We start from the raw sequence: 277 nt of genomic DNA on the forward strand, positions 1-277 counted from the left end.
ATGCATGCATTTTTGATTAAAAACTTTTCAGGTTATGTCAATGATAATAGTAGGTTAATTCAAAAGCATATCTTACCAAATGGCTTTAAAAATACAAATATTAAGATAGAAAAAAACAATATTTCTGTGAAAGGAGAGGGAGCATATGGTTTGTATTTTAATGTTTTAGCTCCAGAAGAGTTTGCTAAAATGTTGGGACAAAGAAATAATGAAAAAAATTTAGAAACTAAAAAATTTGTCACGGGGAGGGCATTTGTTCATTTATCAGAGACAAATA

General features: G+C 28.2%; 1 protein-coding gene. It reads left to right on the plus strand.

Going from position 1 to position 277, the window contains the following annotated elements:
* Positions 1 to 12: 12 nt before the first annotated feature.
* Positions 13 to 277, plus strand: a 265-nt coding sequence (locus ACFINC_RS10585) for a hypothetical protein (RefSeq protein WP_375617186.1), incomplete at its 3' end; no start/stop codon positions are given.

The organism is Bartonella sp. AP58NXGY, assembly GCF_042195785.1.
Classification (GTDB): domain Bacteria; phylum Pseudomonadota; class Alphaproteobacteria; order Rhizobiales; family Rhizobiaceae; genus Bartonella.